Annotated in this window: 27 protein-coding genes and 3 pseudogenes; 6 read left to right on the forward strand and 24 right to left on the reverse strand. The window is 43.3% G+C overall.

Annotated features, from left to right (window positions below; translation table 11 throughout):
• Positions 1-64 precede the first annotated feature (64 nt).
• Entirely contained in the window at positions 65-232 is a 168-nt protein-coding gene (locus MKY41_RS14365; RefSeq protein WP_340745785.1) for a hypothetical protein, read from the forward strand.
• An 86-nt stretch (positions 233-318) separates the two neighbouring features.
• On the opposite strand, the gene ltrA is transcribed toward MKY41_RS14365, so the two are convergent.
• The 15 genes from ltrA to MKY41_RS14440 form a co-directional block, all read right to left on the reverse strand.
• The gene (gene ltrA, locus MKY41_RS14370) at positions 319-1605 is read right to left on the reverse strand and encodes a group II intron reverse transcriptase/maturase (RefSeq protein ID WP_340745601.1); all 1287 of its coding nucleotides are present in this window, start codon (positions 1603-1605) and stop codon (positions 319-321) included.
• A 599-nt stretch (positions 1606-2204) separates the two neighbouring features.
• Positions 2205-3614, reverse strand: coding sequence for an alanine/glycine:cation symporter family protein (locus MKY41_RS14375; protein WP_340745786.1), 1410 nt, complete (start codon positions 3612-3614; stop codon positions 2205-2207).
• A 261-nt stretch (positions 3615-3875) separates the two neighbouring features.
• Positions 3876-4508 carry a nitroreductase family protein gene (locus MKY41_RS14380; RefSeq protein ID WP_340745787.1) on the reverse strand — a complete coding sequence of 211 codons (633 nt, stop codon included), beginning with the start codon at positions 4506-4508 and terminating at the stop codon, positions 3876-3878.
• 67 nt (positions 4509-4575) lie between these two features.
• Positions 4576-5517 carry a ring-cleaving dioxygenase gene (locus MKY41_RS14385; protein ID WP_340745788.1) on the reverse strand — a complete coding sequence of 314 codons (942 nt, stop codon included), beginning with the start codon at positions 5515-5517 and terminating at the stop codon, positions 4576-4578.
• Between the two features lie 134 nt (positions 5518-5651).
• A complete protein-coding gene (locus MKY41_RS14390) occupies positions 5652-6635 on the reverse strand; it encodes a ring-cleaving dioxygenase (protein ID WP_340745789.1) in 984 nt (327 codons plus the stop codon).
• 121 nt (positions 6636-6756) lie between these two features.
• Positions 6757-7284: a YceI family protein gene (locus tag MKY41_RS14395; protein WP_340745790.1), complete on the reverse strand. Its 528-nt coding sequence runs from the start codon at positions 7282-7284 to the stop codon at positions 6757-6759.
• A 154-nt stretch (positions 7285-7438) separates the two neighbouring features.
• Complete coding sequence (locus tag MKY41_RS14400; protein WP_041071355.1) at positions 7439-7639, reverse strand: hypothetical protein; 201 nt, start codon at positions 7637-7639, stop codon at positions 7439-7441.
• Between the two features lie 133 nt (positions 7640-7772).
• Positions 7773-8300 (reverse strand): nitroreductase family protein, encoded by a 528-nt coding sequence (locus tag MKY41_RS14405; protein ID WP_041071358.1) that lies wholly within the window; start codon positions 8298-8300, stop codon positions 7773-7775.
• Positions 8301-8717: 417 nt separating this feature from the next.
• Complete coding sequence (locus tag MKY41_RS14410) at positions 8718-9008, reverse strand: phosphate signaling complex PhoU family protein (protein ID WP_340745791.1); 291 nt, start codon at positions 9006-9008, stop codon at positions 8718-8720.
• 35 nt (positions 9009-9043) lie between these two features.
• Positions 9044-9199: a PhoU domain-containing protein gene (locus tag MKY41_RS14415; protein WP_158333628.1), complete on the reverse strand. Its 156-nt coding sequence runs from the start codon at positions 9197-9199 to the stop codon at positions 9044-9046.
• Positions 9200-9435: 236 nt separating this feature from the next.
• Positions 9436-9996 carry a DUF4256 domain-containing protein gene (locus MKY41_RS14420; RefSeq protein WP_340745792.1) on the reverse strand — a complete coding sequence of 187 codons (561 nt, stop codon included), beginning with the start codon at positions 9994-9996 and terminating at the stop codon, positions 9436-9438.
• A 284-nt stretch (positions 9997-10280) separates the two neighbouring features.
• Entirely contained in the window at positions 10281-10715 is a 435-nt protein-coding gene (locus MKY41_RS14425; protein ID WP_340745793.1) for a hypothetical protein, read from the reverse strand.
• Positions 10716-11033: 318 nt separating this feature from the next.
• A complete protein-coding gene (locus tag MKY41_RS14430; protein WP_340746463.1) occupies positions 11034-11462 on the reverse strand; it encodes a DUF4275 family protein in 429 nt (142 codons plus the stop codon).
• A gap of 198 nt (positions 11463-11660) precedes the next feature.
• Complete coding sequence (locus tag MKY41_RS14435) at positions 11661-11882, reverse strand: CPCC family cysteine-rich protein (protein WP_197539996.1); 222 nt, start codon at positions 11880-11882, stop codon at positions 11661-11663.
• A gap of 31 nt (positions 11883-11913) precedes the next feature.
• The gene (locus MKY41_RS14440) at positions 11914-12336 is read right to left on the reverse strand and encodes a hypothetical protein (protein WP_340745794.1); all 423 of its coding nucleotides are present in this window, start codon (positions 12334-12336) and stop codon (positions 11914-11916) included.
• Between MKY41_RS14440 and MKY41_RS14445 the strand changes: the two are divergent.
• Positions 12323-12541: pseudogene (locus MKY41_RS14445) on the forward strand (transposase); the annotation flags it as partial. The gene MKY41_RS14440 and the pseudogene MKY41_RS14445 overlap by 14 nt on opposite strands.
• A 527-nt stretch (positions 12542-13068) precedes the next feature.
• Positions 13069-13509: an Hsp20/alpha crystallin family protein gene (locus tag MKY41_RS14450; protein WP_041071372.1), complete on the forward strand. Its 441-nt coding sequence runs from the start codon at positions 13069-13071 to the stop codon at positions 13507-13509.
• Positions 13510-13615: 106 nt separating this feature from the next.
• Here the strand turns inward: MKY41_RS14450 and MKY41_RS14455 are convergent.
• Positions 13616-14167, reverse strand: a pseudogene (locus MKY41_RS14455) (IS66 family transposase); the annotation flags it as partial.
• A 61-nt stretch (positions 14168-14228) separates the two neighbouring features.
• Between MKY41_RS14455 and MKY41_RS20810 the strand changes: the two are divergent.
• Together MKY41_RS20810 and MKY41_RS20815 are read left to right on the forward strand one after the other, a co-directional pair.
• Positions 14229-14539 (forward strand): annotated as a pseudogene (locus MKY41_RS20810) (IS66 family transposase); the annotation flags it as partial.
• A gap of 66 nt (positions 14540-14605) precedes the next feature.
• Positions 14606-14788, forward strand: a complete 183-nt coding sequence (locus MKY41_RS20815; protein WP_445683351.1) for a transposase domain-containing protein — start codon at positions 14606-14608, stop codon at positions 14786-14788.
• A gap of 64 nt (positions 14789-14852) precedes the next feature.
• On the opposite strand, the gene MKY41_RS14465 is transcribed toward MKY41_RS20815, so the two are convergent.
• The 6 genes from MKY41_RS14465 to MKY41_RS14485 form a co-directional block, all read right to left on the reverse strand.
• Positions 14853-15743, reverse strand: a complete 891-nt coding sequence (locus MKY41_RS14465) for a manganese catalase family protein (RefSeq protein WP_041071374.1) — start codon at positions 15741-15743, stop codon at positions 14853-14855.
• 24 nt (positions 15744-15767) lie between these two features.
• Positions 15768-15977: a YuzF family protein gene (locus MKY41_RS14470; protein WP_041071377.1), complete on the reverse strand. Its 210-nt coding sequence runs from the start codon at positions 15975-15977 to the stop codon at positions 15768-15770.
• A gap of 886 nt (positions 15978-16863) precedes the next feature.
• Positions 16864-18228 carry a 23S rRNA (uracil(1939)-C(5))-methyltransferase RlmD gene (gene rlmD / locus MKY41_RS14475; protein WP_340745796.1) on the reverse strand — a complete coding sequence of 455 codons (1365 nt, stop codon included), beginning with the start codon at positions 18226-18228 and terminating at the stop codon, positions 16864-16866.
• A 168-nt stretch (positions 18229-18396) separates the two neighbouring features.
• The gene (gene cydS / locus MKY41_RS20820; protein WP_442852882.1) at positions 18397-18516 is read right to left on the reverse strand and encodes a cytochrome bd oxidase small subunit CydS; all 120 of its coding nucleotides are present in this window, start codon (positions 18514-18516) and stop codon (positions 18397-18399) included.
• A 12-nt stretch (positions 18517-18528) separates the two neighbouring features.
• The gene (locus tag MKY41_RS14480; RefSeq protein ID WP_340745797.1) at positions 18529-19554 is read right to left on the reverse strand and encodes a cytochrome d ubiquinol oxidase subunit II; all 1026 of its coding nucleotides are present in this window, start codon (positions 19552-19554) and stop codon (positions 18529-18531) included.
• Entirely contained in the window at positions 19551-20897 is a 1347-nt protein-coding gene (locus tag MKY41_RS14485; protein WP_041071386.1) for a cytochrome ubiquinol oxidase subunit I, read from the reverse strand. The genes MKY41_RS14480 and MKY41_RS14485 overlap by 4 nt, the downstream gene beginning before the upstream one ends.
• A 425-nt stretch (positions 20898-21322) precedes the next feature.
• Here MKY41_RS14485 and MKY41_RS14490 point away from each other — a divergent pair, with 425 nt between their 5' ends.
• Complete coding sequence (locus tag MKY41_RS14490; RefSeq protein WP_340745798.1) at positions 21323-21751, forward strand: NUDIX hydrolase; 429 nt, start codon at positions 21323-21325, stop codon at positions 21749-21751.
• A gap of 502 nt (positions 21752-22253) precedes the next feature.
• Here MKY41_RS14490 and MKY41_RS14495 read toward each other — a convergent pair.
• A complete protein-coding gene (locus MKY41_RS14495; RefSeq protein WP_041071391.1) occupies positions 22254-23165 on the reverse strand; it encodes a diacylglycerol kinase in 912 nt (303 codons plus the stop codon).
• A 43-nt stretch (positions 23166-23208) separates the two neighbouring features.
• On the reverse strand, positions 23209-23778 hold the full coding sequence (locus MKY41_RS14500) for a thioredoxin family protein (protein ID WP_041071394.1): 570 nt from the start codon (positions 23776-23778) through the stop codon (positions 23209-23211).
• Positions 23779-23830 lie beyond the last annotated feature (52 nt).

A 23830-nucleotide genomic window follows, 5' to 3' on the forward strand; every position in this document is an offset into this window, starting at 1 on the left:
TGTTGCAGCACATTGCTTTGGTCATTGAATACGATAGGAACAAATGAAGGAAGGGAGGATGATCATGCCGGCTAATCAGCATTGCGAAGAAGTCGACTTATTACTCGAGGACTTTTCCGAAGAAACTGTCCCCGTAGCATACGGCTCCTATATATTTCAACTGCCTAAAATCGGCGAAAGACCGCCCTATTACTACAATCCCCGTTGCGAGCCGTATTACCCCGTCATCTAAGGAAAAAGGCGGACGAATCGAGTAGGAGGGAGTGATTAGCTCCCGACCTCTCACACCACCGTACGTACGGTTCCGTATACGGCGGTTCAATAACTTAAGTATCGACGCTCATACAAGTGATTCAGGTCTTTCAGACCCCACTTGGTGAGCGTTTCTGCTTTGATTGCTTTATGTAGAGTTTCGCTTTTGGAGACTCTCCAATATCCCTTTCGGGAATTTGATACTTTCCAAGCTTCTTCATGTAAAATTCCCAGCCTTCGTAACTGACGGTATTTTGTCCATATCTTCTTCCAACGTTTCCATATCAGTTGACGTAACCGATGGTTCAGCCATTGTGCCATGGATTTGATAAAACTTTTCATAAAGCCAATTCCATAGTAGTTTATCCAACCTATTGTCACTTGGTTGATTTCTTTGGCAATCTCGTCAAAGCGGCCCGGGCGATTCCGTTTGGTGATTTTCTTTAATTTTGATTTGAATCGACTTTTTGCGGAGTGATGTGGTCTACAACCCACACCTTTAGATGTGGAATGGAGGCAGAAACCGAGGAACTTGAGTTTGACCGGAGAACCCACCTTGCTCTTTTCTTGGTTCACTGTCAGCTTCAAATCATGTTCAAGGAACTTTGTAATGCTTTCCAAAACACGTTCCCCTGCTCGCCTGCTTTTCACGTATATGCAGAAATCATCCGCAAATCGTACGAATTTATGCCCCCGTCTTTCAAGTTCCCTATCTAATTGATTCAAATAGACATTGCTAAGAATCGGGGAGAGTACGCCACCTTGCGGAGCACCTTCTTCTGTTGGACTGATAAGTCCATCTTCAAGGATGCCACTCTTTAGAAACTTCCATATCAACTTTAGGACAATCTTGTCGTTTATGAACTCTTTTAGATATTCCATCAGCTTCTGATGATTAATGGTGTCGAAGTAGCTTTTTAAATCACAATCGACTACCACTCTATAACCTTGTTCATAATATGTGATGGATTGCTTAATGGCTTGATGCTGATTCCGTTTTGGACGAAAACCATAGCTCCTCTCCGAAAAATGAGGGTCAATGATTTTACCAATCACCTGATAGATGGCTTGTTGAACCATTCGATCCCGTACACACGGTATGCCGAGTTTTCGCATTGACCCATCTAACTTTGGAATTTCAACACGTTTTACTGGCAGTGGTTCGTACGAACCGTCTTTCAGCTTTCTAATAAGTTGGGTTCGGTATTTGGCTACATGACCTAAAAGTTCATCTACTGTCATTTCATCGACACCCGGCGCCCCTTTATTTGCCTTCACTTTCTTACAAGCGTTAAAGAGGTTGTTGATGTCGACTACTTTATCAATCAAATCGATACCATCCTGTCGCTCCATTTCTGTAAAGACAGGACTGCACGCTCCCGCATATTCTTCGGTTTCCAACCTATCCCTTTGCGGCCAGCCATCTGCCGATGTTTTCTGTGGTCTTTGCACTGTCTTTACCTCCATTTCATTTCAGGATTATTATTGTTCAGCCCTTCGTCCTTATGGACTACTATGGCTTCTGCTGACTTCTTACAGTTCAACCTGCCATCACTGACCGGTTTGTTCCTGTGGGATATTCCATCCCTCTTGTCGGGAACCCCTGTAAGACCTCCCCGGGTAAGAGCTATAACCTTCCTCCCATGTAACCGCTGCATTTACTGTATGGAACTCGGGCAGTATTGGACTTTGTTTTGTACGGCAAACTCGTCCGTTCCAATTCAGCCTCATATGCAGTTTCTGTCCGTCGGTTCGGGATTTTGCCGCCGGCTTCCTTCAGATTCCACCTCACGGTGGACACCCTTGCCTTAAGCTAACAGTTCCTACTGCCAAGCCTGTAGTGGACTTTCACCACCAAGTTATAGCCCATGCCGGGCACACCATAAAAAGGGACCGTCCTTTTCGGACAGTCCCCTCACTTTCTGTACGCATAGCAATCCCTCAAATTCAGTTTAATTCCAAAAGTCCGTTTTCTCTTTTAAGCCGATGGATTGCGCTTTGAAGACGGGATTCTTTCCTTCTTTCTTCTGCTTCGTATAATCATCGAGGCATCGGAATGCGATCCGTCCGAGTATCAAAATAACCGGAATATTGATCAATGCCATGATTCCCATCAAGACATCCGCAGTGTCCCAAGCAATCGAGAATTCGAGTTGTGCGCCAAAGAAGACGATGACGGCAGCAGCCAACCGGAAAAGAGTAAGTGTTACCTTACTCGGATCTTTTTGAACCAAGTATTTGAAATTCGATTCCGCGTAGAAGAAGTTCCCGATGATTGTCGTAAAGGCAAAGCAAAACAGGGCAAACGTGATAAAGGATACACCAAATTCACCAAATGTCGCAGAGAGCGCTTCCTGCGCATAGGGAACCCCCTTCATTTCAGGAGTAGGCGTTACACCCGAGCATAACAGCATGAAGGCAGTCGCTGAACAGATCAGTAAGGTATCGATGAACACGGAAAGCATCTGGACAAGTCCTTGCTTCGCTGGATGGGAAACACTCGCAGCCGCCGCGGCATTCGGGGCAGAACCGACACCAGCCTCATTGGAATACAAACCACGTTTGATTCCGTACATAATGGCAGAACCGGCAAAACCGCCGAATGCCGCTTGAAAATCGAAAGCTTGGGAAAAAATCGAACTGAACATGACCGGCACTAAATTCAAGTGCGTCACGACAATAATAAGCGAAACGGCGATATAGGAAAGCGCCATGATCGGAACGATGATACTGGTGATTTTACTCAGCGTTTTACCGCCCTTAAAAATACTCAGTCCTGTCAGAATCGCCAAAGCTACACCTACGATAATGGGCGTCGATGAATTATAAAAACTGTAGCTTTCAAATGCAGAAGCAACGTTAAACGCCGCAACCATATTGAAACCGCCCATATAAGTAAATATCAAGACGACCGCAAAGACCATACCAAAAAACCTGCTTTTCAGTGCCGCTTGAATGTAGTAAGCAGGTCCCCCGTAAGAGCCTCCATCCTTATCACGAACTTTATAAATTTGGGCCAAGGTACTTTCGATGAACGCCGAGGCCCCTCCAATAATGGCAATCATCCACATCCAAAAGACGGAACCGGCACCGCCTAATACAATGGCAGTCGAAACCCCCGCGATATTACCGACACCGACCCGGGATGCCGTTGATACCATCAACGCCTCGAATGGAGATATCGAATCTTTGTCCTCTTTCGGTTCAGCAACCAATTTGATCGATTCCTTAAACATACGAAATTGCACGAAATTGGTTCGGAATGTGAAATAAAGACCGGCAGCAATCAAAAGAATGATGAGAATATAACTGTATAACCAATCACTAAAACTGCCAATGAACTTTTGATACAACTCGTACAAACCAAGCACTCCTTTCCCTAGTTATATTTACCTCGGAGATGTATGAATGCAATCCCATTCAAACCACGTTTTGTAATAGTATTCATATGTAAATAAAAGGGCCTTACCCCTCCACCTACTTTCCCCTATTTCTCCACCTTCCAAACGCGGGCTCTTGGGACATTGCCTATTAAACACTGATCTTGTGATCTGGATAAAAAATAGTGCCGGGTACTCAACTATTCAGAGTACACGGCACTATCTTCAATTAAATGGATTTATTTAAAAACCGTTAAAATTAACAAATTCCCCAACCGGTTTGCGATACCCGCGCGAACGCACTTTATCCACACTTTTCCCAATGGTAATCATCATGACGGGACTTAAGTGATCCGGTATCGTAAACTCTTCACGTAATTCATCAACATGATGGACATGCATAGGACAAGTATCAAAACCGAAATGCTTGGCACTCAACATGAAAAGCATAGCGTGGATTCCAACGTTTCGCGCCATTTCCACATCTAACTCATTTGGCGAACTTTTTAACCCTTCAGCGTAACCACTTATCATTTCCATCGTCATCTTATAATCCAGCTCATCCATTATTTTCAGCATTTTTAAAGGTCCGTAGATTTTTTCAACCTCGGGCATTTCGATACTGTTTTTATTCCCCATTACAATTACAACTGCGCTTGCTGTATGGATTTTATATTGATGATGGCTTAATTCTTTTACCCGTTCTTTCTTCGTCTCGTCCGTGATCACCATATAATGTGCAAACTGCAAATTGTATGAACTTGGTGCGAGCTTAGTCAATTCAAAGATTTTTTTAAAATCCTCTTCCGTCATTTTTTCATCTTCCACAAAATTCACCGCGGAATGACGAGAGACGACCAATTCTTCAAAATTCATTTCCCCAATCGCCCTTTCTTTATTTTATTATTGGAGTTCGCAGGAGTCGTGTGGGCGCCTCCCTCATTCATCCCTCAAGCGGACGCACTTCAATTGGAATTAATGATTTTTCCAACTGCTCCCGATGTCGTTCGTATTGCACGGGTAACATCAATCGACTCCCCATCGTTTCCGGTGTTTCATCGTGTGCGAAGCCCGGCGGATCGGTTGCGATTTCAAAAAGGATTTCACCCGACTCGCGGAAGTAGAGTGCATTGAAATAATTCCGGTCTTTCACTTCTGTCACATGCTGCCCTTTACTCATTGCGTATTCCTGCCATTCTTGGTGATCCTCATCGTCTTTAGCCCGCCATGCAATATGGTGGACAGTGCCGACGCCCATTGTGCCCCGTGTTCCAAGCGTCATCTTTAAGTCGACAATATTCCCGATATCCGCAGTCGCTTTCAAACGGGTGTAGTCCCCTTCCGTTCCAACCACTTCCAAACCCATTACCTCGACCAGCGTTTCCTTCGTCTCTTCGGGACGGCTAGAATAAAGAACCGCACCGCCAAACCCTTTAATGGCAACGTCCTTTGTAAGTCCGCCGAAGGTCCAACCGTTTTCTTCCCCGCCCTCGCGTTCCACAATCTCCAGATGCAAACCGTGTGGGTCATCAAATTGAATATACGTTTCACTAAATCGTTCAGCCATGGAATACGCCACGTTGAATTTCGTTAAACGGTCTTTCCAAAAATCCAATGCGCCAACTGGTACGACATAGGTGGTGACCCCTACTTGACCATCTCCGATACGACCTTGGTAAGCATTCGCCCAAGGAAAGAACGTAATAATGGTGCCAGGTGCCCCACCTTCATTTCCAAAATATAAATGGTATGTCCCGGGATCGTCGAAGTTAACCGTCTGCTTCACTAACCGTAAGCCAAGTACGCCTGCATAAAAATCGACATTTTCTTGAGGATGGCCCACGATTGCTGTAATATGATGGATTCCCGTCGTCTGCTTTTTCAATATAATCTCCTCCAATATTGTAACGTATAAAGATTGAGCACATCCTTCAATCGGCTTGACAACGATGTAATCAACCTTCATTCGGTTACAAACAACATGTGACCATGCACATGTTGTTCGGTTTGAATTAGTCCTTACAAATACTCTTTTTCGAATTTCTTGTTGCTTCGAACCGTATCGATCGGACGTACAAGCGATTCAATGTCTTCTCGCTTTTCTTCAAAGAAAGGCGGTAAAGACAATTTTTCTCCAAGTGTTTCATATGGCTCGTCTCCCATAAACCCAGGACCTTCCGTGGCTAATTCAAAAAGGATCGATGGGGCCACTTTTGTATAGAGAGACCCGAAATAGTAACGCTCGACATAGCCTGAGTTCGGTAATTGGTATTCGAGTAAACGTTGTTGCCATGCTTCTAAATCTGCACGCTCATCCACCCGGAATGCAGCATGGTGAACCGTGCCAAATCCTTGTTGCGCCTGCGGTAAAACGGTATTGTACTCAACGATCACTTGAGCGCCGTTGCCTCCCTCTCCCATTTCGAATAAATGGAATGAATCTTCTTGCGCGATTTCCCTCGTCATCATTACGGTCTCCAACATTTCCTTGAAGTAATCGAAATGAGAAGTCCGAACAAAGACAGGGCCTAATCCTGTAATTGCGTATTCCAGCGGCACAGGGCCATTCTGCCAAGGAGTTCCGGCAGCGACCCCTTTGTTCTGCTCATCTGAAATCAATTGATACTGTTGGTCATCAAAATCGGTAAACGGCAAAATCTTTTTCCCAAATTGTTCTTGGATGCCTTTATGTTTCACTCCGTATTTTTCAAATCGTTTTACCCAATACTCCAACGCCGCATCATTCGGAACCCGAAAAGATGTTTTTGAGATTTCATTAGTGCCGTGCACTCCTTTAGGGATACCAGGGAAATCGAAAAACGTCATATCTGTTCCCGGACTGCCGACATCATCCGTGAAATACAAGTGATAGGTTTTAATGTCGTCTTGGTTGACTGTTTTTTTAACTAAACGCAAACCTAACGTATACGTAAAAAACTCATATATCTTTTCTGCGCTGCTTGTTATAGCTGTAATATGGTGAAGGCCTTTTAACTCTTTCATTTTCAATTCCTCCGTTTTCATAATTATCTCGAATTCGAGATATATAGTTAAAATTAAAGCTCGTAGGCTGGTGACTCATTCTTTCATGTCATCAGCCCACTCGCTTGAATTCAGCAAAATATTAAGCCTGTGGATTTAATTGCAATTCGACTTTGATTTTGATGTCCTTACCTACTAGGACACCACCCGTTTCCAGCGCGGCATTCCAAGTAAGTCCGTATTCTTCACGGTTGATTTTAGCTTCCGCTTCAAAACCGTACACTTCCACTCCCCATGGATTTGTCCCTTTACCGCCGTACTCGACTTCAAAAGTTACTGGTTTCGTTACATCTTTAATAGTCAAATCTCCAGTTATTTTATAGTCATCGCCTTTTTTCGCAATGTCGGTGGATTTGAACACAATCTTCGGATACGTTTCGGCATTAAAGAAATCCTCCGATTTCAAGTGATTGTCGCGGTCTTCGCTATTTGTATCAATGCTAGCTGTATCAATCTCAAATGCGATTGTCGCCGTTGTCAAATCCGTCAAATCTTCAGCTTCCACGTCCGCCGTGTAAGAGTTGAACTGTCCTTTCACTTTAGATACCATCATATGTTTCACTTCAAAACCAATGCTTGAGTGAGATGCGTCAACTGTCCATTTTGCCATTATAAATTCCTCCCAATAATTTTTAATAGTTCGATCTGATAATTAATTTCCCTTTACCTCGAAAACAATTATCTTTAATTCGAGATAAATATACCATGAACATCCAATCACTGTCAACCACTTTGGCTCGTTCAATTTTGAATTCAGCTGTTGATTAATTAAAACCCGGCGCAGTTATTCCCGCCACTATCATGAGTAGCGAAACAGACGCAGCCAAAGCCGGTTTCATGGACGCCCTCTCATCTTTGACTAAAGAAGTGATTGCATGGACCAACGAAAAAACGAACACAAACGGCCAAATCATCCACGTCCAGTAATAAAGTATTCCCAACCCTTGCATTAAACCGATTAGCATACACGGCGCCTCCTCGTCTCAACTTTATGATGTTAATGATAGCATATATGTATTAATATTCCTTTACTGCTTATAATGGCCTTCTGAAAAAAGTCCCCGATTCATATTTCTGAATCGAGGACTTTTTTAGCTGTCATTTTTGAAAGTTTTCATAGAAGACGATGGCTTCCTTAGCCACATGTTTTTTCGGCGCAGGGATTTCAGCAGGATAGCCAAGACCGATGATGGCCACGACACGACGATCACCCGGGAGATGCAACGCATCCCGCACATGGCTTTCCCGACGTTCAGACTCCAGCTCATCTTCCGAATGATACACCGCTCCGAATGCCGCACCTAATCCCTGTTCCACGGCACTTAGCCAAATAAACCCGCAAGCGATGGATGCGTCTTGCAACCAATACTTACTGACATCCGGGCGCCCGGTTATCACGATAGCCGCGGTTGTCTCCGTTAACCATGGAACAAATGGCGTCGTCTTCGCCAAATGGTCCAGCATCTCCCTTTTCTGAACAACAATGAATTCCCTCGAAGGCAGGTTATTGCCGGTTGGGGACAAATAAGCAGACTCAATAATTTCCTCTAAAACATTGTTAGGTATTTCCTTCGCTTGATATTTCGTGATCTCTCTTCTTTGCCTGATCGCCTCTGAAACAAGCATCGTTCGGACTCCCTCCCTGATTGTTTAGTTATTCAATCTGATTATAGCATATTCGCTTCGAGTTCCGGCTGTAATTCATTTGTCGATTTATATGCAAAAAACACCGCTTGAGAAAAGCGATGTAGGATAGCATAAAGTGGGGGATATCATTTATTTCTGCAATTTTTGCAGACCTTCACGATTTTTGTCGGTTCAACTTTAACGGGATACAATAACTTTATCCTTTTTCGTTCACATAACGGGCAGCTTCCCCGCGCATTGGAAGGTAGCTTATTTAAGATTTTTCCTCGATTTCTTTTCGCCAACGCTAATCACCCCTACCGTAAAGATTTCTCTATCTCTGTAGTAGATGATGACACGGTGAAAATATTGACGGGAAAGTGGGTAAAAAGTGAAAATTTAAGGTTCCAGGTAATTTTATTGGTTCAAATCATAGATCTGACCTTTTATCAAATACGCTGCGCTTTCAGCAATATTTGTAATGTGGTCGGCAGTTCGTTCCAGATAACGATTGATGAATAATAATTGGACGAGCTGTGCCGTTTCTTCTGGATGTTCCCGTAAATATTCAGTGATGTTTTTATATGTTTTGGTATAGTGATTGTCGACTTGGTCGTCCAATTCCGCTACTTCCTTGGTGAGTGTTATATTTCCATCGATAAACGCAGACACTGCCATTTTCAGCATTTTAAGCGAAATCTCATTCATTTACTCCAGCTTTATAATATTGATCAGTGATTCCGTTATCCCGATTTTAGCTGCCGCTCGATGTCCGATTTGATTTTTAAGGACGCAATGATTCTCCGAAGATCCGTTGCAAAGGGTTGCACTTTTGCAATCAGCCATACAGCAAATGGATTGATTTCTTGGTCTAGATTATCAATCGCTGTGTTCGGCATGGTTGCATTCCTCCAAGAGTACATTTACAAGCGGGATATGGACTCGATTACTCATCAACTAAGTTAATAGGTAATAGTAAATTCAACTTATATAGGATTACCATATTTTCAAGGCACTGTATGGACAGGGCTTGGAAAATATGCAATTAATAAAATAAAAATCAACGTACAGAGAACCATCACCCTGTGCGTTGATCTTTTTACTTGCTTTTGACTAACACGCCAACCGTGCAATTTCAAACTCGGAGCGAGCCGCGGAAGCCCCGGGCAGCATAGTAGGAGTCTGCCCCATTATGGTACAAGAAGACATGCTCATAACGCCGATCACAGAAAAGGGCGCCGCCGAGATGTCTGATGGCAGCGGGCGTCTGTACCCAACTTGATGTTTTCATATCAAATTTTCCAAGCTTCTGCAGTTCACGGTATTGTTCTTCTGTTAACAACTCAATCCCCATGGCAGCAGCCATGTCCATAGCGCTGTTTTCCGGTTTATGTCTCTTTCTCGACTCCAACGCCTCCCGGTCATAACAAACACTTCTCCGACCTTTCGGACTTTCCGTTGAACAATCATAAAAAATATACTCGTCCGTCTTGTCTTCATAGCCAACAACATCCGGCTCACCACCGGTCGTTTCCATTTCTTGAAGCGACCATAATTTATCAGGAGCCGCTTCCAGCTTCGCTTGGACATTCGTCCATTCGAGACCATCATGGCGGTTCATGTTTTCTGCAAAACGGGCTTGCAATGTTTTGAGTAATTCTTCACGTTGTTCTGGTGATAACTCCTTATTACTCATGTCGGCCTCCTCATTTTGTCTTGTGACAAGCATATCCCCAACTGTCATTGTTCTATTCCAATCCAGCCACCGATTCAATATGGGATGAGTGTTATGGCAACATAGATTTCATTCGCGCTGTTCAGAAATATTATTGTATTGCTACACCACTTTTCTCAAACCCTTGCTATTCCTACGTTTTCATTTCTGAATTTTTATCAGTACCAGTTGTCTTTCAATATCATTCAAATCCATTTTCTTTTCTCCGTATCTTCCACATTATTTCCTGTTACGTTAAGTGATAATCATTCCGATAGTATCAACCTTCTTAACTCCTTTGTCATTTGTGGGGATGTAAGATAAATCGAATCATCGGTAATATACATAAACGTACTCTTCTCATTTTCCTTTCCTAACCATAAATGAATTCCATGTGTAGGCAGTCCCCCTTCTTCTGCCTCGTATTCCACCATTACATCGTAATCAGGTTCAGATATCTTAACCTCCCCTGGTTGTTTGACAGAAGTCGTAATCGCCTTTTCAAAAACATCTAATGATTCCTCTTCTTTGATTGATAAAATAATCTCCTCATTCATTTCTCCTGTTCCATTCGACTCTGAAATTTTAATTTCTGATATTTTTTCATCTAAAAGAACCATTGTTTCTCCTTGTTGTAATTGGCTTCCTATTAAAGCGATTGCCATACATAAAATTGTTAATATCGAAAATATAACCTTCAAGCTATTTCCTCTCCTCTATCATCAAAGTGAGCAGAGTTGCCCACTTAATAAGACGGTTTATATATTCTATCGGTGTCGGTATCAATTACATAATCAACCTCTATGTCTTCATTATAGGCAAGTTGGTCAAAGCTGTTAATTCGGCAAAATATAGCTGGAAGGTCTAAAATATCTGAAGTAAGAGCTTTGGCATTTATATACCTTTTCATAAGTTCCTTTTTTGAACACCTTTTCCCTTTAATTAGAATTTGGTGATAATATCCGTCAATTTTAACTATCAATGTCATCACGATTGACTGCTAACCAATCCATATAGCTTTAGTTTGTTTTGTCTTTTCGACTGAAATACGGACCGCACCAGCCTGTTTCATGCGTTCTTACGTAAGTCCAATTAAATTCTTTATCTACTACGTAAACATCTTCTTCATTTACAAAGTCCTCGGCTGTTAAATAAGAAGCATTTTCAAGTATATAAGCATCATCCAAATGCTGATAAAAAACATAACAAAACTGTTTTTGTTCTTTGTTAAATGCTGTATCAGCTTCTTGTTCTTTTAAGTATTTCCTTCTTTCATAACTAAACACATGCCAGAGGTAGCCATAGTCATGGAGAAAAATAGACTTCTTTTCCTTATCATTCAGATGGTTTACAAAACTATCTTCCCACTGCTTTCTCAAATACACTCCCCATTTAGGTATTTCTCTTACTTTCACTTTTTTCATTCTTAGTAAAGATACTAAATCCATCATATTTTCCAACATGACACCCACTTTTTATTAATCAAATTGCTAACCGTATGTTTCATAAGAAATCTCCATTAAAATATTTTCGTATGACTTTATCTTCCTCCAAAGTGCCTCATATTCTGACGAATCAGGTTTGCACTTGTCTAATTCAACAAACATACTTATTAAAGATTTTTTTAATTCAACTTCTTTATCGGTTTATTTTTCTATATTTCTCCTATCTCGGTACATAATGAGGTGTTCTTTAAAATTCTTTCTCGCTTCTGTAAGAGAATAATTGCCATTTGGACCTCCCCATACTTCATTCGCATTTGGGTCGTCTTGTCCATCGTCTTCCCAATAACAAAGTTCACATATATCAAATATTCCCCGTTCTTCAATTGTTGGAAAACCACAACAAGGACACTTTTCCCGTTTCAATCTAATCTCTCCCTTTAATCAGATAAAGTTTTTAACGCAAATGACGTTTATACTGCTTAAATGTCTTGTGTGGTGGAATCCCTACCGTTTCATCAGGTACATAACAATCTCTATCGTGATATGGCATTTCCAACTCTTCCCATTCAAAATCATCCTCAACACATTTAATAAATAAATCGTAACCCTCACCATCTGAAGGGGATAACCCTAACCTTATTTCTTTATGCTTTAATGCAACATCAATCGCTTCTTTAAGTTCCATTAAAGCTGTTCGATTGGCAATAAGATAGGCATTACTATGCCACATCTGTTGTCCAAATATATGGCACAAAGGGGTGGGTTCATCCTCTTCATAAAAACGATTCTTATATGCTTGATTTAGCTGTTCAAGTACGGTTTCGGGGCTATAAATATCTAAATAGGTATCCATACCACTTTCGGCCCGTGGTTCCAAAGCATGGAAGATCCTTTTTCATCGCCGGACCGCTGTGGAACGTGTTAATGCTTATCTGAAAGAGTTCTTTCAATTGAATAACGTCCGCTATCGGACAGGAAAACGCGCGAAAGTTCACTTCGACTTACACGTGCTTATTTACAACGCTTCAAAACTCGCTGCCGATCGAATCGGCGCACGTTTGAGCCAAGTTCAAGCAGAATGATTTCTGTTTTTTTAAATACAATCCACAAATTCTGCTCTTGTTTGTATTTTTAAAAAGAGGAATTATGAAATTGATTCAGGTAAATAAATAAAAGTGAAACCATCCAATATATACTTTGAAATATCATTTGTTTCAACTAGTTCTTTAACTTCGGTAATTGGTAAATGTTCAAACAAGTAATTTAGATTAATTTCTTCAGATGTAGAATTATTTAAGAAAGAAATAATATTTTTTTCTATTGATATACGGTTAACAAGAATCTTTTAAAAGTACATTCAATTGTTTTATTTCCGACTGTTACGGTTCTATTAACTAAATCAGGAGAGTTAGATAATTGTTTTTTAATACTTTCAACATCAATTTGCTTAGCCTGTTTTTTAAAAAAATTCACATAAATCTCCCTTATAATCCAAATTTAACCTTTAATATTTTTCACAATATAAAATTTCTTATACACATAACTTTCCTTGTATATTTTTTAATTCCAAGAACAAAATACATGTAATAAAAAACAAGGAGTGATTTGTATGTCATTAACACCGTATGATCCATTTAGACAACTAGCAAATATGCGAAGAAATTTTGACCGTTTTTTCTCTGACTTCCCTCTAGATCTTGGGATGGAAAACAATAATTTTGGTAGTATCAGAGTTGATGTGCATGAAACTGAAAATGAAGTAATTGCTTCATGTGATATTCCAGGTCTTGAGAAAAAGGAAGATGTAAATATTGATATTGAAAATAATATGTTAAGCATCAACGGTACCATCAATAAAACAAATGAGATTAAAGAAGAAAGTATGTATAGAAAAGAACGCTATACAGGTAGCTTTCATAGGACTGTATCCTTGCCAAGCCCTGTATCTAATGAGGGAGTAAAAGCAACCTATAAGAACGGTGTTCTTGAAGTCAGAATGCCAAAGAAAACAAATGATAACAAAAAGAAAATTGATGTAGACTTTCACTAAATGAGTAAACTATTACCTGTTATGTAAGCCCGTAATATAAAAACGCCCATGAAGGCGCACAGCTGCACAAATAGCCCTGGCATTCGAGTTTTTTACGAATGCAGGGCTATTTTCTTCCGCAGGAAAGGCGGATGTTCTTAGACCAGGGCAAATATTTGTCCAACAGGTCAGGGTCCTGCTGGAAGTTCAAATTCGGCAGTTCGGTAAATAGCTTCTGGAGATAGGAGTAAAAATCAATCCCATGGACCTTAGCTGTTTCGGCAAGGGATAGACAGACGGCGTTTGCTTGCGCACCCCCTTCACTCACGGAGAATAACCAATTTTTACGTCCGATGACGTTCGGTCGGATGGCATTCTCAGCGGGATTGTTGTCGATCTCGAGCCGGCCGTCCTTCAGGAATGCCCGTAGCCCTTCCGCCCGGTTCAGTGTATACTCCGCTGCTGTCGCGAGCGCACTTTTTCCATAGAAAGGAGATTGCTCCACCCACTGAAGGAATTCCTCGACAATTGGTTTGGAGTGCTTGTTCCGCGCCTTTCGTCGTTTGCCCGGAGGCAAATTCCTGAACTTCCGCTCCAGATGATAAAGGCGGTCGCAATACTCCACGCCAATTCGGCCATTCTTGCTGTCGGCCTTGAGCCAATACCGGCGCACGTGTGCCTTATCTAAGTTCTCGAATAAGGCACATGCTCGTCGTAAATTCGATGAAGCTCTAAAAGCTTTGCCTGAACAACAACGGTCGAAAGATGTCACAGCCAAAGAAGGCCTGCAGTTCTGTAACCAACTCTTTGCGATTGAACGAGAAATCAAAGATTTATCTTTTGATGAACGTCATCAAGTGCGACTAGAAAAAAGCCGACCGCTTCTTGGTGCTTTTTCAGTATGGCTTCGCACGCAAACACCAAAAGTGTTACCAAAGAGTGCACTTGGACAAGCGATCAAATACTGTCGCAATCAATGGATAAGCTAGAGGCTTTCTTAGAGGATGGTAGACTGGAGATTGATAATAATAGAAGTGAGAGATCCATTAAGCCATTTGTCATTGGAAGAAAAAACTGGATTTTTGCAAACACTCCGAAAGGAGCGAAGGCTAGTGCTGTGACTTATAGTATTGTAGAAACAGCCAAAGAAAATGGGCTTAATCCTTATCAATACTTGATGTACATTTTCGAGAAGCTTCCCAATGTAGATGCGAGTATGAGAACGCCATTGATCAGTTACTTCCTTGGTCGAATAGTCTTCCAACTCGCTGTCTTATTCAACATGATAAATAGATTATAAGTCAGTCCCCATCTTTTTTAATAGGTGGGGACTATTTGACGCTTACTTTCCTACAAAAAATCCATTATAAATTTTCCATTAGACGTTTTTTGATTAATTCATAATCGTCTCTAGTAATACCAGGAGCGAATTCTTCAGGTAATTCCTCTAAGTCTGGAATTGGTCCGCCTTCAGGAGTACCAATTTTCACTTCAAGCGGTTTCCCATTTTCCGGATTTGTTCCTTTCCAAATCATTCCGATATCCCTGTATTCTGTTTCGCTCCATGTGAATAGCACATTGCTTAAGCCTTTTTCTATGAACGGTCTGGCATAATCAAATTTTGAGTTATCAAGATTTGGAACTGGAAGCATTTTCGTCAAGTCTACTCCTGTTGCTATTTCAATTGCTTTCGCATAGGCGAGGATATGTGTTCCTCCACGAACAAGTAAATACCCAATCATCGTTCTAGCAACTGGGTGATCAGTCATCTCATAAACTCTCATTTTATGTGTACGTGCGCCAATCTCTAGAAAAAAGTTATGGGTTAAATCTAAAACGAGATTACCACTATTAAAAACATTATCACCCGTCCAAGGTCTACCCATTGAATCACCAGGTATAGCCGTTTGAGCTGTGGAAATAAAATGGAGGGTGTTTCTCGCATCCTTCCCATTTTGAAGTGGAGTGATATCAGGATTCCCAGGAAAAGTATTACCTACCGATAACAAATTAATCGTATTAGAAACAAGTTCTACATGACCAAATTCTTCTGCTGTAATGCTTGCCACTAAATCATAGAATGGCTTTAGCTTTTTTTTATTTCTGAAGTTAAAAGACTGAAACATATAATTATTTAAGGTGGACATTTCTCCAAACTTACCACCTAAGAGCTCTTGTACTGCTGCTGCAGCATTCATATCGCCGTGTGCAGGTATAGGAAGTTCAATTGCCAATTTATTTATTCTTTTAAACATTAATTCCCCTCCACTTCCTTTTTGTTAACCAGGAAAAACCCAAATAATTTGCTGGGTACGAATAAAAAAGGGAGTTTGGTCAGATTCGACAACAATGTGATCTGGCAATACATTTTTCAAGGAGCCACGAACGCTACCTCTTATGGTTTGAACCGTAACCATTTTACCAACAATGGTTGTTAATGTCTGATAAACATATGGATCATAAAAGCTTAACAGGTTGTTGTTTGTCATTTAGATCCTCCTATTCTAAAGTCATTCTTACTGAGTATATGTTTCTCGATATGAAAAAAGACTGAAAAACAACTGTTCAATTTGACTCTTGTTGTTAAATACTATCCTGAAAATAATAAACGGCAATAGCACATTTTTTGCAATACGAAACTAGGCCTAGCAATACCCAATTTTTTAAACTGGACCTAGGCATGACTAATCTAATCCTTTTATGTACGAATTTCCACTATGGCTCGCATACGCCGATGTAATTGACAATAAAATTGAAAAGATAAAGCAAGGGCTTGTAGAGTTCCAGAATAAACTATGGCACAGGTAATGCCATTCAAAGTATAACGAAAACTCTTGACAAACTATTTCAACGTCAGGACGAACTGTTTCAACGTCAATACAATATTATCAAGCCACTGGAAGTTGTGTATAACAATTTATAATTGTATGGAACACCAGTAAATCTCGTGCCTATTTCAAAAATTAGAAGTCATTAAGCCGCACTCGAAAGATGGACAAAGATATATTGAAGTTGTATTTATTTATCGCTTTGAAAAATCTGTTGAAACATGTGCCGATATGATTAATTGCGACAGGAGCACCTAATTGGTATGTAAATAAATTAGCAGCAGAGTTAAGCAACAAAGGTGATGACAAACTATTCAAAACCTTATCATTACTTATTCCAGAGGAAGAATTAAAACCAGAATTAAAGAGTATAAAGGGTGGCTATAAAAATATTGATGTGGTCACTGTTTCCGAACAACTAAATCAAAAAGGGATACTGGAGGATGTGGGCGGCGTAACACCTAAAATTTCTCCCACATCTCGATTTCAGACATATAAATAACCCTCAAAAATGCCGTCAAACAAGCATTCTCAAGGGTTTCAATTATTATTTTAATTCCAGCAGTGCGACCGTCTCTACGTGACTACTCTGCGGAAACATATCCACCGGCTGCACTTCTTTCGTCTCGTAGCCGCCATCTTCCAAGATTCGCAAGTCCCGGGCGAGGGTGCCGGGGTTGCAGGAGACGTAGACGACGCGTTTCGGCTTGTATTCCAGAATGGTTTGCAGCAGTTTTTCATCGCATCCTTTTCGCGGCGGATCGACGACGAGGACTTCGAACCGTTTGCCTTCTGCATACCACCTTGGAATAACGTCTTCCGCCGCCCCTGCTTCAAAGATCGCGTTGGCAATGCCATTCAGTTCGGCATTCCGTTTGGCGTCTTCGATCGCTTGTGGAACGATTTCCACTCCGTACACTTCCTTTGCTCGCTGTGCCAGAAATAAAGAGATTGTCCCAATCCCGCAATAGGCATCGATGACTGTTTCTTCACCGGTTAACTCCGCGTAATCGAGCGCTTGTTTGTACAAGACTTCCGTTTGGACAGGATTCACTTGGTAAAATGAGCGCGCCGAAATCTCAAACTGGATGTCGCCAATCGAGTCGATGATGACCGATTTTCCGTAGAGGCAGATCGTTTCGTTTCCGAAAATGACATTCGTTTTGTTGCTGTTGAGGTTTTGCATGATGGACGTCACGCCTGGCACTGTATTCCGGATCAGCTCGACCACTGCGTCCTTCTGTTGGAATTTCTTTTTCAATGTGACGAGGACGACCATCACTTCGCCCGTTGCTCGTGCTTTCCGGACTACGACATGACGCAGCATACCGCGATGTGTTTTTTCATCATACGTGTCGATGCCAAGCGAATGCAGTTCTCGTTTCAGCGCAGTCATGATTGCATCCGCCTCCTCTGTCTGAATAATGCAGACATCGGTATCAACGATTTTATGCGTTTTGGACTGATAGAAACCTGAGATGACTTGTCCGTCCCTCGTGCTGAAGGGGATCTGGGATTTATTGCGGTAGCGCCATGGGTCTTCCATCCCTTTCACCGGGTGGACCGGCACATGTGGCAGCTTAGCGATCCGATCGATGACGTCGCGCACCGACTTTCTTTTTTGCTCGAGTTGCGCTTCATAAGACAAATGCTGGACTTGGCAGCCGCCGCATGGCGGGAAGACATGGCATGGCGGGATGATCCGATCGGCGGAAGGTGTTCTGATTTCGAGCAGCTTGGCAAAGCCATAGTTCTTCAACGTTTTCGTCACATGGACTTCCACTTCCTCCCCCGGCAGCGTTCCGTGAATGAACAGCGGATACCCGTCGACCTTTGCGACGCCGGCCCCGTCATGGGTCAAGTCTTCCACCGTGACGTGAAGGCGGTCGTTTTTATTCACTATATAAGACATTACATTTCCTCCAAATTTCTGATGTCCTTAGTGTAGCATGTTTTCGGGGATTTTTTACGCACCGGGCATGACATTGTGCATCATACTTGAATGAGTTCTCATTCTTTATTTCCCTCTAAACCCAAAACCCCAAGAAACGGTGGATACCGTGCTCTCGGGGTCGATTCCTCACTTTTCCCGTTCCTCTTCTTTCGTCACCGCACCATCCATCGGAGCGATCCAAAATCCGACGGCGAGGGAGCCGAGCAGGACAACGAAGGGCGCGTAGAAGATTAAAAAGTCGTTCACGTCAATTCCTCCTCACACATGGAAATCTTCTTTTCCACGGACGTATTCTTTATTGAATAGGAACAATCGCAGGAGCAGCACCAACGATGGAATGAGCAGGCCTAGGCCGAGAACGAATGCGACGACGAGTGCAATCGCCATGGCCGGATTGGTGAAGCTGTCGTATATCGTCAAGTACGGGTAAAGCAAGTACGGATAATGCGACGCTCCGTACCCGAAGAAAGCAAAGAAGAATTGCCCCGCCAACAGACCGAATGCCAGCCCATATTTTTTCCCTTTCCATAAAAGCCATACCGTTCCGACAAACAGCAATGCCGACAGTAGGAACATCGGCCAGAACGTTTGAATATTGCTGTAATGCTCGGGGTTGTGCTTCCGCAACTCGAATATGATTCCACCCGCCGTTACGATGGTTGGCATCGACCAAATGAGCGCGTATTTCCGCAGGAGTTCCCTCGCTTCCATGTCCCCTGCTTTATTCGCATACCAAGTCAGGAAAACAGCTGATATATAGAGCGTCGCTGCGATGCTCAACACGACGATGGACCAGGTGAGCGGGCTCGTGAACAGCTTCCAATAGTCGAGCACCGGATGGTTATCGATCATTTCCACAAATCCGCCTTCCGAAATGGTCAAGACGATGGAGAGCGAAGCAGGAATTAAGATCCCCGCAACCCCATACATGAACGAGTAGCCTTTATGCCCCCGAGCTCCGTAAGTTTCAAAGGCGTAGTACGAACCCCGGATCGCCAGCAGGATAATCCCGATGCTGACGGGGACCAACAGCGTCGTTCCGTAATAGAACGCCGTCTTCGGGAAGAACCCGATGATTCCGACGAAGAAGAAGACGAGGAAGACATTCGTCACTTCCCAAACGGGGGATAAATAGCGTTGGATGACATTCGTCAACACCCGTTGTTTTCCTGTCAATAAACTATACGCGTTGAAAAAACCGGCTCCGAAATCGATGGCCCCAACGAGGATGTAACCGAACAGGAACGTCCACAACACGGAAATCCCCAAAATTTCAAGCGTCATAGCATGTCACCGCCTTTCTCCATTTGACGGTCTTCAATTTCTTTCTCTACCGGGTTCTTCCGGAACATCCTGGTGAGCACGACTATGCTTCCGATCCCCAAGATGAGATAGAGTAGCGCGAACAGCCAGAGCATTGTATCGACATGGTTGCTGGACGTGGCCGCTTCGGACACCCGCATGATATTTCGCAAGATCCATGGCTGCCTGCCGACTTCCGCCAACCACCAACCCGCTTCTATTGCAATGATGGACAGAGGCCCTCCAAGGACGATCAGCCAGCGGAACCATTTTGAGGAAACGATGCGCCAGCCCCGCTTGACTCCAATCCAAAAAACCGCGGCCAATAATGCCATCCACATCCCGATAAAAACCATGATGTTGAATAAATAATGGATATAGAGCGGCGGTATATCTTCCTCCGCAAATTGATCCAATCCAATCACTTCCGCAGTCGGATTGCCGTGCGCCAAAATGGAAAGCGCGTACGGGACCCGGATGGAATACTTCACTTCCCCATCCGACAGGACACCGAGCAGGACAAGCGGTGCATTTTCTTCTGTCTCAAAATGCCATTCAGCAGCCGCCAATTTCTCCGGCTGGTATTCCGCTAGATATTTTCCTGAAAAGTCCCCGATGACGGCTGCGGCAATCGAGAAGACCAACCCCAACTTCATTGTCAAATAAAGGGCTTTTTTATGGTAGACATGATCGGATCCCCGCAACAGGCGGAACGCCGCAATGGCAGCAAGCACAAACGCCGCAGTCATATACGCAGTCACCACAACATGCGCCACTTTCGTCGGCATCGCCGGATTGAACATCGCCAAAATCGGATTGATGTTGACGAGTTCGCCATTGACGATGTCAAAACCTTGCGGTGCATTCATGAACGCATTGACAATCGTGATGAACACCGCGGAAAATGAAGCTCCTAATGCAACCGGGATCAGCAATAGCAAATGCTTCTTCTGATTCTCAAACCGGTCCCATGTGTATAAATAAATTCCAAGAAAAATTGCTTCAAAGAAAAACGCGAACGTCTCCATGAAGAGAGGAAGCGCGATAACGTTGCCCGCTAACTCCATGAAATTCGGCCACAATAAAGAAAGCTGCAACCCGATGGCCGTCCCGGTGACGACCCCGACTGCCACAGTGATGACGAACCCCCGTGCCCAACGTCGGGCCAGCAATATATAATGTTCGTCGTTCTTTTTGATGCCGACCCATTGGGCAATCATGATCATGAGCGGCACCCCGACACCGATTGTCGCGTAAATGATATGGAATGATAAGGTCAATTCGGTTAAAACCCGTGAAAAAAAGACAGCTTCTTCATTTCCCATCCCAGTCTCCTCCTTAGTTTCCGAACACTCTGCCGATGATGGATACCAACATGATACCCGCCACGATAAAGACTAACCACATCAGTCGCCGTTCCTGTTTTTTATACATAGGACTGCTCACGTCCTTTCCACTGGATTCATTAGCGGGCTAAAGGGGTAATGGAACTCCGATCTCGTTCTTTGAAAAGGGTACTGATTTTATAGCCTGACTCTATTCTATACCCGCTATGCAGTCTCTTAACATTTATATTATTGGAAATCCGTGAATTGTTTATGAACCCTTTGTGAAGGAAATCCAACCATTGCCAACAATTTGCAAAAGATTTCAAGCTGTTGTTTTGTCTTTTTTCAAACAATCCACTTGCGAGTTATTGGAATGTTTTGTACAATGAGTAAACTAAAAAAATAAAATCGGGGTGAACACAATGGAGTTAAAACGGAAAGTCTTAGCTTATATCACATCTGGTGAAGGAACCGAACGCAAAATCCTTGTGTTCGAAAATAAGGAGCATCCCGAAGAAGGCTGGCAAGTGCCTGGGGGAACTATCGAAAAAGACGAACTGCTCATGGATGCCTTATATCGAGAAATCGAGGAGGAAACTGGCATCACACGGGACAAACTCGAACTGCGAGGGAAAGTGACCAAGAATAAGCATTTCCCGCGCGACCGCGATTTGGTCTACGAACGGAATATTTTCCATTTAACCTACACCGGCGAGGTGCTTTCCCCATGGGAACATCGTGTCGATAGCGATGGTAAAGACGACGGATCCATTTATTGCAACCGATGGATCCCACTCGATAACCTGCCGCAGCTGGCCGGTAAACAGGATGAAGCACTCGATTTTATTTAAATATGTAAGCAGGCTCCTCGAAAAGAAGGGGCCTTTTGTTTTGTTGCTGGGGATTCCATCTTGGGTTTTGCCGAGAGAAGATGATTTTCCCTGGTGTAGGGGATTTGCCATGAAAGTCTTCACGCGAGCCATGACAATCCGGGGAATTGCCCTTATAGTTTGAAGAATTGCCATGACAATTCGACCGGGATATGCAGTTTTCGCGGGAGCCATGACAGTTCAGAGAATTGCCCTTCCAGTTTGAAGATTTGCCATGACAGTTGGAATGGGACAGACCTTTTCCTTAATTTTCACAACGTCTCACCTACCTCAAAACATTTCTACTCAGCCTCACAACGCCTACCCCACGCCTCGAAACACTTCCACTTAACCTCACAACACTCCCCGCGCACTACGAAACATCCCCACCCAACCTCACAACACCACAATACCTCGAAACATCCCCGCCCCTCCCAAAACCAAACAAAAAACCCCAAACAGATAATGGGGTTTTCCACACTTATTAAGGGCGATCTTTCTCCCGCAGCTTTTCAACGGGGGCGAACATTTCCACGTGACGGCATAGGTTCTGGAAGGTTGCCGGGAGGACACCTCCATATTCGCCGTCGAGGTTCAGAAGCACTTCTTCGTTGGAGGTTACTGTAATTTTCTCGGCTTTGCTGGAGATGACGAGGGGATCATCCAAGTGCTCCCCTCGCAAGGCGAGTGACACGATGCGTATGAATTCCGCGATGTTGCATTTTTTCAGGATAAGCAATGTAAACTTTCCATCATTGATGCTGGAATCCGGTGCAAGTTTCTCGAACCCGCCCACCGAGTTGGTCAAGCCGACCAAAAACATCATCACTTCATCATCGAACACTTGGCCATCGTATTCGATCTTTACATGTGATGAATGAATGGACGGGAGCATCTCGATCCCTTTCAAGTAATAAGCGAGCTGGCCGAGCACCGTTTTCAATTTGCTTGGGACGTCATAGGTCAATTCCGTCATTCGGCCGCCCCCCGCAATATTGATGAAGTAGCGGTCGTTCATCATTCCTACGTCTACCGGAACGGTTTGCCCTTGGACAATGATGTCGACGGCATCCTCAATATCGCGCGGGATTTTCAGGGCCCGTGCAAAATCATTTGTCGTCCCTACCGGAATCAATCCGATGGTCGGCCGGTTTTCAAATGGGCTGACGCCTGCAATGACTTCATTCAACGTTCCGTCCCCGCCCGCTGCTATGACGATGTCGAATCCCCGGGCAACCGCCGATTTTGCTGCTGCCATCGCATCTCCCTCGCCTGTTGTCGCATGGCAGGACGTTTCGTACCCGGCCAACTCCATTTTTTCCAGGATCTCCGCCAAATGCTTTCGAATGATTTCGCGTCCAGCGGTCGGGTTATAAATAATTCGTGCACGTTTCATCCCATTTCCCTCTCAATTCATACAGATTCATACAGATGATGTATTAAGCTTGCTTTTGAAGAACCGGAAGAAAGGTTTTTCGGATATCTTCGTAGACTGTCAACCATAATTCCGGTTTTGATGAATATTCCGCCGTCAATCGCTCGATCAGCGTTTTCTGTTTTTCTTCGAAATCTGGCGCGTCGGAAGAAGGCAGCTCCTGTCGAAGCCCCATGACGTACTCTTGAATCGTTTCGGCGCGCGGTCCCCACTTCGCCAAAACCTCTCCGCCTTTATCTAACAGGAGATACACCGGGATGGATCGACCGCCGTTTGTAAGATGACGATCGATCAGATCCGTATCTTCATCACGGTAGACAGCTCGCACATCAAGTGAAGCCGCCTCGGCGATCCGACGCAAGACAGGATTGTTCATCATCGCATCTCCGCACCAATCTTCCGTAATGACTAACAGATTCGGCTGCTTGTCCTTCAAGATTTCGATGAACTCATCATCTTGGGGCACCTCGAACTGTTCATATACATGAAAGCTGTTGTCCTTATGTTTCTCCATTCGATCCATATATTGCTCAAGTGAAATGGCTTCATCAAAATATTGCTTCTCTGATTTCATCTGCTTCCACACTCCTTTCCTTTAGTGTACGGATACTTCCAGGTCGAATCAA

The organism is Sporosarcina sp. FSL W7-1349, from assembly GCF_038003045.1.
Lineage (GTDB): Bacteria > Bacillota > Bacilli > Bacillales_A > Planococcaceae > Sporosarcina.

Bases quoted from the DNA above. Each gene is read 5' to 3' on its own strand.
- MKY41_RS14365 (WP_340745785.1), top strand. From the start codon at position 65: ATGCCGGCTAATCAGCATTGCGAAGAAGTCGACTTATTACTCGAGGAC.
- ltrA (WP_340745601.1), bottom strand. From the start codon at position 1,605: ATGGAGCGACAGGATGGTATCGATTTGATTGATAAAGTAGTCGACATC.
- MKY41_RS14380 (WP_340745787.1), bottom strand. From the start codon at position 4,508: ATGAATTTTGAAGAATTGGTCGTCTCTCGTCATTCCGCGGTGAATTTT.
- MKY41_RS14390 (WP_340745789.1), bottom strand. From the start codon at position 6,635: ATGAAAGAGTTAAAAGGCCTTCACCATATTACAGCTATAACAAGCAGC.
- MKY41_RS14395 (WP_340745790.1), bottom strand. From the start codon at position 7,284: ATGGCAAAATGGACAGTTGACGCATCTCACTCAAGCATTGGTTTTGAA.
- MKY41_RS14400 (WP_041071355.1), bottom strand. From the start codon at position 7,639: ATGCTAATCGGTTTAATGCAAGGGTTGGGAATACTTTATTACTGGACG.
- MKY41_RS14405 (WP_041071358.1), bottom strand. From the start codon at position 8,300: ATGCTTGTTTCAGAGGCGATCAGGCAAAGAAGAGAGATCACGAAATAT.
- MKY41_RS14410 (WP_340745791.1), bottom strand. From the start codon at position 9,008: ATGAATGAGATTTCGCTTAAAATGCTGAAAATGGCAGTGTCTGCGTTT.
- MKY41_RS14415 (WP_158333628.1), bottom strand. From the start codon at position 9,199: ATGCCGAACACAGCGATTGATAATCTAGACCAAGAAATCAATCCATTT.
- MKY41_RS14420 (WP_340745792.1), bottom strand. From the start codon at position 9,996: ATGAGTAATAAGGAGTTATCACCAGAACAACGTGAAGAATTACTCAAA.
- MKY41_RS14430 (WP_340746463.1), bottom strand. From the start codon at position 11,462: ATGGATTTAGTATCTTTACTAAGAATGAAAAAAGTGAAAGTAAGAGAA.
- MKY41_RS14450 (WP_041071372.1), top strand. From the start codon at position 13,069: ATGTCATTAACACCGTATGATCCATTTAGACAACTAGCAAATATGCGA.
- MKY41_RS14465 (WP_041071374.1), bottom strand. From the start codon at position 15,743: ATGTTTAAAAGAATAAATAAATTGGCAATTGAACTTCCTATACCTGCA.
- MKY41_RS14470 (WP_041071377.1), bottom strand. From the start codon at position 15,977: ATGACAAACAACAACCTGTTAAGCTTTTATGATCCATATGTTTATCAG.
- rlmD (WP_340745796.1), bottom strand. From the start codon at position 18,228: ATGTCTTATATAGTGAATAAAAACGACCGCCTTCACGTCACGGTGGAA.
- MKY41_RS14480 (WP_340745797.1), bottom strand. From the start codon at position 19,554: ATGACGCTTGAAATTTTGGGGATTTCCGTGTTGTGGACGTTCCTGTTC.
- MKY41_RS14485 (WP_041071386.1), bottom strand. From the start codon at position 20,897: ATGGGAAATGAAGAAGCTGTCTTTTTTTCACGGGTTTTAACCGAATTG.
- MKY41_RS14490 (WP_340745798.1), top strand. From the start codon at position 21,323: ATGGAGTTAAAACGGAAAGTCTTAGCTTATATCACATCTGGTGAAGGA.
- MKY41_RS14495 (WP_041071391.1), bottom strand. From the start codon at position 23,165: ATGAAACGTGCACGAATTATTTATAACCCGACCGCTGGACGCGAAATC.
- MKY41_RS14500 (WP_041071394.1), bottom strand. From the start codon at position 23,778: ATGAAATCAGAGAAGCAATATTTTGATGAAGCCATTTCACTTGAGCAA.